The organism is Brevundimonas sp., from assembly GCF_018608325.1.
In the GTDB taxonomy this organism is placed as follows: Bacteria; Pseudomonadota; Alphaproteobacteria; order Caulobacterales; family Caulobacteraceae; genus Brevundimonas.
Genome location: NZ_JABAZW010000094.1, coordinates 8023 through 14975 on the forward strand (window position 1 = coordinate 8023; position 6953 = coordinate 14975).

Genomic DNA, 6953 nt, shown 5'->3' on the forward strand with positions numbered 1-6953 from the left:
GGCGCACGAACTCACCCAGCCGCTGACGGCGGCCACCGTCTATCTGCACGCGGGCCAGAAGGAACTGAGCCAGGCAGGCCCCCAAGGTGAAGACGCCGCGCGCACCCTGGAAATGGCCAAGTCCCAGCTGCTGCGCGCCGGTGAGATCATCCGCCGGACACGTGAAATGATCTCCAGCGGCTCCAGAAGCCTGTCGCAGGAACGGGTCTCCAGTCTGGTCGCCGACCTGATCCCCGCCCTGGAGCTGGTCAGCCGCGACGCCGATGTGCCGATCCACATTGATGTGCAGGACATGAACGACGAGGTTCTGGTCGACCGGATTCAGGTGCAGCAAGCCATCTCCAACCTGGCGCGCAACGCGGTCGACGCCGCAGCCGCCTGCCGGGGACGCCCCCAACGCAAGGGCAAGGTCAGCATCACGGGCCGCGCCCATGCCCACGGCGGTTATGAGTTGATCGTCGAAGACAACGGTCCGGGCATTCCCGACGAGCAGATGGACCGGATATTCGAGCCGATGATGACCACCAAATCGACCGGCATGGGCCTTGGCCTGCCCGTCACCCGCTCCATCATCGAAAGTCACGGCGGTCAAATCACGGTCGGCCGCAGTTCATCCGGCGGTGCGTCCTTTTCATTCCGCCTTCCCCCAGCACGGAGTTCGAGGCCGCATGAACCCCTATTCCGTATTCATCATCGACGACGACGAGGCCATGCGGCACGCCATGCTGTTGCTGCTGCGCGGCGAAGGGTTTCGAGTGCGCGCCTTCGTCAGCGCGACGGACTTTCTAGAGAACCTGCCGCAAGAGAAATCGGCCTGCATCATCACCGACATCCGCATGCCCCAGACCAGCGGGGTCGAGCTGATCGAGCGGCTGAAGTCCCTGCACGGCCAGGCCTGGCCGATCATCGCCGTCACCGGACATGGCGACGTGCCATTGGCAGTGCAGTTGATGAAGGCCGGGATCGCCGACTTCATCGAAAAGCCCTTTGACCCGAACCGGATTCTGGACGCCGTCCGCAGTTGCATCAACCAGATGAGCGGCGCCGAGGCCGAGCGGGATGTGAAGGATGCGACCTGCGCGCGTCTGGCCACCCTGACCCCGCGCGAGCGTCAGGTCTTCGACGCCCTGATCGAGGGCAAGTCGAACAAGATGATCGCCATCGACCTGGAGATCAGCCCGCGCACCGTCGAAATCTTCCGCGCCAAGCTGATGCAGAAAATGAAGGCCCACAGCCTGCCGGAGCTGGTCCGCATGGGGATGCGCGCCAGCTGACGCCTGATCGCATAAATACGGGTCCGGGCTTGAGCCGCAGCGGAAAGGTCGCCACCTTAAGTCCGTTATGAGTGAGCGGTCCGCAGGCCTCGCTCCCTCCCGCGTCACAGCGGTGCTGGGGCCGACAAATACAGGCAAGACCCATCTGGCGGTCGAGCGGATGCTGGGTCATGCCTCGGGCATGATCGGCCTGCCGCTGCGGCTGCTGGCGCGTGAAATCTATGAGCGGATCGTCAAGTTGCGCGGGGCCGCCGCCGTCGCCCTGATTACGGGCGAGGAGAAGATCGTCCCGACGCGCCCGCACTATTTCGTCTGCACGGTCGAGGCCATGCCGATGGAGCGGACGGTCGAGTTCCTGGCCATTGACGAGATCCAGCTGGTCGCCGACCCAGAGCGCGGCCACGTCTTCACCCAGCGGCTGCTGCATGCGCGCGGCCGGTTCGAGACCATGTTCCTGGGCGCGGGCACGATGGAGCCGCTGATCCGCCGCCTGGTCCCGGACGTGGAGATCGTGACGCGCGACCGGCTGTCCACCCTGTCCTACGCCGGATCCAAGAAGCTGACCCGCCTGCCCCGCCGCAGCGCCATCGTCGCCTTCTCCACCGACCGGGTTTACGCCATCGCCGAACTGATCCGGCGCCAGAGGGGCGGCGCGGCTGTGGTCATGGGCTCGCTCAGTCCCCGCACCCGCAATGCCCAGGTGGCCCTGTACCAGTCGGGCGAGGTCGATTTTCTGGTCGCCACCGACGCCATCGGCATGGGGCTGAACATGGACGTGGACCATGTCGCCTTTGCGGGCCTGAGGAAGTTCGACGGCAGGCGGACCCGCTGGCTGCACGCCCATGAGATCGGCCAGATCGCCGGCCGTGCGGGCCGTCACCTGCGCGACGGCACATTCGGCGTCACCGCCGAGGCCGAGGATCTGGACGCCGATCTGGTCGAACAGGTGGTCGAGCATCGGTTCGATCCGGTCGAGGCGGCGGAGTGGCGCAACGGCAAACTGGACTTCGACACCCTGCCCGACCTGCTGCGTTCGCTGACGGTGACGCCCCAGCGTTCGGGCCTCAGCCTGACGGCGGAAGCCCTTGACGAGACCCTGCTGCGCCGCCTGATCAGGGACGAGGAGATCGCCCGCATCGGCCGGTCGCGCGGGGCCATCATGCGCCTGTGGGAGGCCTGCCAGCTGCCGGACTTCCAGAAGACGACGCTGGATGAGCATAGCCGTCTGGCCAAGGATGTCTTCACCGCCCTGACCAGCAAGCGCGGGCGGCTGACCGACGACTGGATGGCGCCGCGCTTCGCCTTCGTGGACCGAGACGACGGCCAGATCGACCAGCTGTCGGCGCGGCTGTCGGCGGTGCGCACCCTGTCCTACATCGCCAACCGGCCCGACTGGGTCCGTGACGCCCAAGGCTGGCGCGACAAGACCCGCGCGCTGGAGGACCGTCTGTCCGACGTGCTGCACGAACGGCTGACCGCACGGTTCGTGGATCGCCGCACCACGGCCCTGATGCGCGCGCTGAACGTGCGCGACGACACGTTTGCAGGCGTCGCCGACGACGGCGAGGTGACGGTCGAGGGTCAGGTGGTGGGCCAGCTTCAGGGTGTCCATTTCCAGATGGAGAAGGGGTCTTCGGCGCTGGAGGATCGCACGCTGCGACAGGCCGCCGTCCGCGCCGTGACACCCGAGATCAACCGCCGCCTGGGACGACTGGCCGCCGAGACGGACGAGGCCTTCGCCATCACGCCCGACGGTTCGGTGCTGTGGCGTGGCGTGCTGACGGCCCAGATCGTAGCGACGCCGCAGGGGGCCGATCCGTTTTCACCGCAGGTGCGGTTGCTGGGCGATCTGGGCCCCACGCCTGCGCGTGAGCGGGCGCAGCGGCGACTGGAGGCGTGGCTGGCGTCAGAGGCGGGTCGGGCGCTGCGTGATCTGCGCCGTCTGCGTCAGGCGGTCGAGACGGGCGCCCTGAAGGGCCTGCCGCGCGGCATCGCTTTTCGGCTGATCGAGGCCGGGGGCCTGATCGATCGGCGCGAGGTCGAACGCGATCTGGCCGCCCTGAGCCAGGTCGAACGCCGCACCCTGAAAAGCTTCGCCATCCGGGTCGGGGTGCATTCGGTCTGGCTGCCGGGCCTGCAGAAGCCGCGCGCCCGCCATTTCGCGCAGGGCTTCGTCGCCGCGCCCCTGATCCCGGCGACGCCGGACCTGATCCCCGCCCCTGCCGAACCGCCCTCGCCGCGCCTCTTGTCCGCGCACGGTCTGCGTCTGGCGGGCCGCTGGCTGGCGCCGGTCGAGACACTGGAGAAGATGGCGGAACTGCGCGCCGCCCATCACGGGCGGCTGTCGGACGAAGCCCTGACCGATCTGGGCTGGAGCGCCGATCAGGCAAAACAGGTCATCGCCGCCCTCAAAGTCGAACGCGCCCGCCAGCCGGACAAGCCGGGCCAGACGCCGCGCCCGATCAAGGATTCGCCCTTCGCTGCTCTGGCCGCGCTGACCGAGGCAAGGCGCGCCCTTGAAAGAAGACGCCTGCCGCATCGACATCTGGCTGTGGCGCGCGCGGTTCGTGAAGACGCGCGGGCTGGCGGCGGATCTGGTGGAGCGCGGGGCGGTGCGGTTGACGCATCAGGGGCGCGAGACGCGGCTGGACAAGCCCAGCCGTCTGGTCCGCCCCGGCGACCTGATGACCTTCGTCCAGAACGGACAGGTCACGACCCTGCGCGTCGAGGCGCTGGGCGAAAGGCGCGGGCCTGCCGAGGAGGCCCGCACCCTCTATGCGCTGGTTACTTCTTCAGATTGAACTCGCCTTCGAGGTGCAGCTTCACCTCGTCCGACACGGCCGGCAGGGCGTAGTTAATGCCGAAGTCCGAACGCTTGATCGTGGCCACGCCGTCGAAACCGGCCTTGTAGGAATCGCGCACGGCGCCCGCCTGATTGAAGGTCACCTCGATGGTCACCGGCTTGGTCACGCCATGCAGGGTCAGATCGCCGACGACGGTGGCCTGATTGGCGGCGCCAGGATGCACGGTCACCGAACGCGACGTGAAGGTCGCCGTCGGGTGGTTGGCCGCATCAAAGAAATCAGGCGTCAGCAGGTGGGCCTTCAGGCGGTCGTCGTTCGGCGCCACGTCGGCCAGCGGCACGGTGGCGGTCAGGGTGCTGGCCGACGGATTGCGCGGGTCCAGCTTCAGCTCGGCCTTCACGTTCACGAACTGGCCCGTATAGGTCGAGAAGCCCAGATGGTTCACTGACCAGGTGATCTTGCCATGACCGGAATCCAGGTCATAGTTCCCGGCGGTCACTTCGGCGGGAACCTTGGTCAGGGCGGCCTGAGCCACTACCGCACCGCCAGCCGCAAGGCTGAGGGCCAAAGAGCCTGCGAGGACGGATTTCATAAAGAAGGAGCGCATGGGGAGGTTTTCCAGCCAGGGAAGTTGAATATGTAATCACGACAGTTGCGAATTGAGCCGAGACTTGTCAAGCGCGCAATTCTAAAGCCGCCGCCAGTTTTGCGAACGGCTCTCGGTTTAAGTCCCGCTGTTGACAGTTGGTTGCATGACAGCCATGTCGCAGGCCTCCCAGCCGCAACCTCGACCATTTCAGCCGCCCAATGACCTACATCGTCACCGACGCCTGCGTGAAATGTAAGTTCATGGACTGCGTGGAAGTGTGTCCGGTGGACTGCTTCTACGAGGGCGAGAACTTCCTGGTCATCGCACCCGACGAATGCATCGACTGCGGCGTGTGCGAGCCCGAATGTCCCGTCGACGCCATCGTTCCCGACACCGAGGACGAACCGGACGGCAAGTGGCTGCAGGTCAACGCCGAATACGCCAAGGTTTGGCCCAACATCACCGTCAAGGGCACCCCGCCCGCGGACCGCGAACAGTATGAACGCGAGACGGGCAAGTACGAAAAATACTTCAGCCCCGAGCCCGGCAAGGGCTCCTGAACGCGGACGCTGCGCCGACCAAGCCTTGCTGCAATTCCATGACGCCCCTGTGGACGTTTTGAAATTCCGCAAATTTGTGATAGGTTCTGTTTCATTGGATCGGGCGGTCTGCGATTTTTTCGCGCCGCCCGTGTTTGCGACAGTATCCCGCCCATGAAGACGGGATCGGCCAGAGGTTTGGTGATCCGTTTCCGTATCTGACGTCTGACATTCATTTCATCCGTCGGCTCCCACCGCCGGACGAGATGCTGTTTGCGTTTGCTGCGCCTTCGCTTCGCCTGTCCCTGACCGGGAAAGGACGAATATGACGAGCAAGACTGGTCTGGAGTTCAAGGTTGGCGACGCGGTCGTCTATCCGGCGCACGGCGTTGGCAAGGTCGCCGCGATCGAGACGCAGGAAGTCGCCGGCATGTCGCTGGAAGTCTATGTCGTGACCTTCGACCACGAGAAGATGACCCTGCGCGTTCCGACTAAAAAGGCCGTGACGGCGGGCCTGCGCTCGCTGGCCGCCGACGACGTCGTGTCCAAGGCCCTGACCACCCTGAAGGGCCGCGCCCGCATCAAGCGCACCATGTGGTCGCGTCGCGCCCAGGAATATGAAGCCAAGATCAACTCGGGCGACCTGATCTCGATCGCCGAGGTCGTCCGCGACCTGCACCGCGCCGACACCCAGCCGGAACAGTCCTATTCCGAGCGCCAGCTCTATGAATCGGCCCTGGACCGCATGGCCCGCGAAGTCGCCGCCGCCAACAAGATCGACAAGGACGCCGCCGTCGAACTGCTGGCCAAGTCGCTCAGCGCCAAGAAGCCGATCCCGACCGCCGAAGCGGCCTAAGGTTCGACCTCAGACAAACGAAAAGGCCCCGGAGCGATCCGGGGCCTTTTTGCTGTGGACGCTACAGCGCGGGGCAGCGCGCCTGATCGGGCGTGACCCAATCCTGCATCACCACCGTGCGGGCTACGCGCCATGCCCGGTCCCGTTCTTCGCCGATCTCGGTGACCAGAGGGGGGACATTGCAGTCAGGCTGCACGCCACGATGCGCGGGCAGGCCCGGCCAATCGAAACGGTACTGCAGCACAGGGACGTGCACCTGCACCCCGCTGTTGGGCAGGTCGATGTCCCACTTGTAGCCGCTGGTGTTGCCCTCGTGCGTGCCGCCGACCTCTTCGCCGACAAAGACGCCGCGCCGCACATGATAGAGCATGGAGGCCAGTTCGGCCCCGCCGGAGAAGGTGTATCCGCCCGCCAGCACGACGACCCGCCCCTCGAACACCGGCGAGGACGGCTCCCATTGGCTCATCAGGCCCTGAGGCGCCACATTCAGGCGGTGCAGTCGCCCGTCCGGCGTCGCCTGCTGGAAGTTGATCTCGTCCTCGTCATACACCTCATGGGTGAAGACGGCGCCCGACCGGCTGACGACCCTCAGATCCTTACCGCGCGCTTCCACGTCGGCGTATTTGTGCAGGGGTGTGTCGACCAGGAAGGAGAACAGAATGCTCTCGTTCGGCTCCGACCCGCCGCCGTTCTCACGCAAATCAAGGATCAGGCGCGTGGCCTGCCCGCGGCGGATATCCTCGAACAGCCGCTGCATCTCGGCGCGGAAGTTCCGCCCGGCGGCCCGATAGCGGCTGTTGGAAAAGGACGGCACGTTCAGATAGGCGACGCCCGGCGCGATCCATTCCAGCGTCGCCAATCCGTCCTGTTCGACAGCCGGAACGGCGGGCC

At 66.0% G+C, this 6953-nt stretch carries 6 protein-coding genes and 2 pseudogenes; 6 read left to right on the top strand and 2 right to left on the bottom strand.

Going from position 1 to position 6953, the window contains the following annotated elements; all coding sequences use genetic code 11:
- Window positions 1-292 precede the first annotated feature (292 nt).
- From QZ281_RS09245 to QZ281_RS09260, 4 genes and pseudogenes are all read left to right on the top strand, one after another.
- Window positions 293-592: pseudogene (locus QZ281_RS09245) on the top strand (ATP-binding protein); the annotation flags it as partial.
- 76 nt (window positions 593-668) lie between these two features.
- On the top strand, window positions 669-1274 hold the full coding sequence (gene fixJ, locus QZ281_RS09250; RefSeq protein ID WP_292227486.1) for a response regulator FixJ: 606 nt from the start codon (window positions 669-671) through the stop codon (window positions 1272-1274).
- A gap of 67 nt (window positions 1275-1341) precedes the next feature.
- Window positions 1342-3777: pseudogene (locus tag QZ281_RS09255) on the top strand (helicase-related protein); the annotation flags it as partial.
- A gap of 13 nt (window positions 3778-3790) precedes the next feature.
- A complete protein-coding gene (locus QZ281_RS09260; protein ID WP_292227500.1) occupies window positions 3791-4075 on the top strand; it encodes an RNA-binding S4 domain-containing protein in 285 nt (94 codons plus the stop codon).
- On the opposite strand, the gene QZ281_RS09265 is transcribed toward QZ281_RS09260, so the two are convergent.
- Complete coding sequence (locus tag QZ281_RS09265) at window positions 4059-4685, bottom strand: YceI family protein (protein WP_292227489.1); 627 nt, start codon at window positions 4683-4685, stop codon at window positions 4059-4061. The genes QZ281_RS09260 and QZ281_RS09265 overlap by 17 nt on opposite strands.
- Before the next feature lie 200 nt (window positions 4686-4885).
- On the opposite strand from QZ281_RS09265, the gene fdxA reads away from it, so the two are divergent.
- Both fdxA and QZ281_RS09275 read left to right on the top strand, forming a co-directional pair.
- Entirely contained in the window at window positions 4886-5227 is a 342-nt protein-coding gene (gene fdxA, locus QZ281_RS09270) for a ferredoxin FdxA (RefSeq protein ID WP_292227491.1), read from the top strand.
- Window positions 5228-5531: 304 nt separating this feature from the next.
- The gene (locus QZ281_RS09275; protein ID WP_292227493.1) at window positions 5532-6062 is read left to right on the top strand and encodes a CarD family transcriptional regulator; all 531 of its coding nucleotides are present in this window, start codon (window positions 5532-5534) and stop codon (window positions 6060-6062) included.
- A 61-nt stretch (window positions 6063-6123) separates the two neighbouring features.
- On the opposite strand, the gene QZ281_RS09280 is transcribed toward QZ281_RS09275, so the two are convergent.
- On the bottom strand, window positions 6124-6953 hold an 830-nt coding region (locus QZ281_RS09280; RefSeq protein WP_292227495.1), incomplete at its 5' end, for a S41 family peptidase.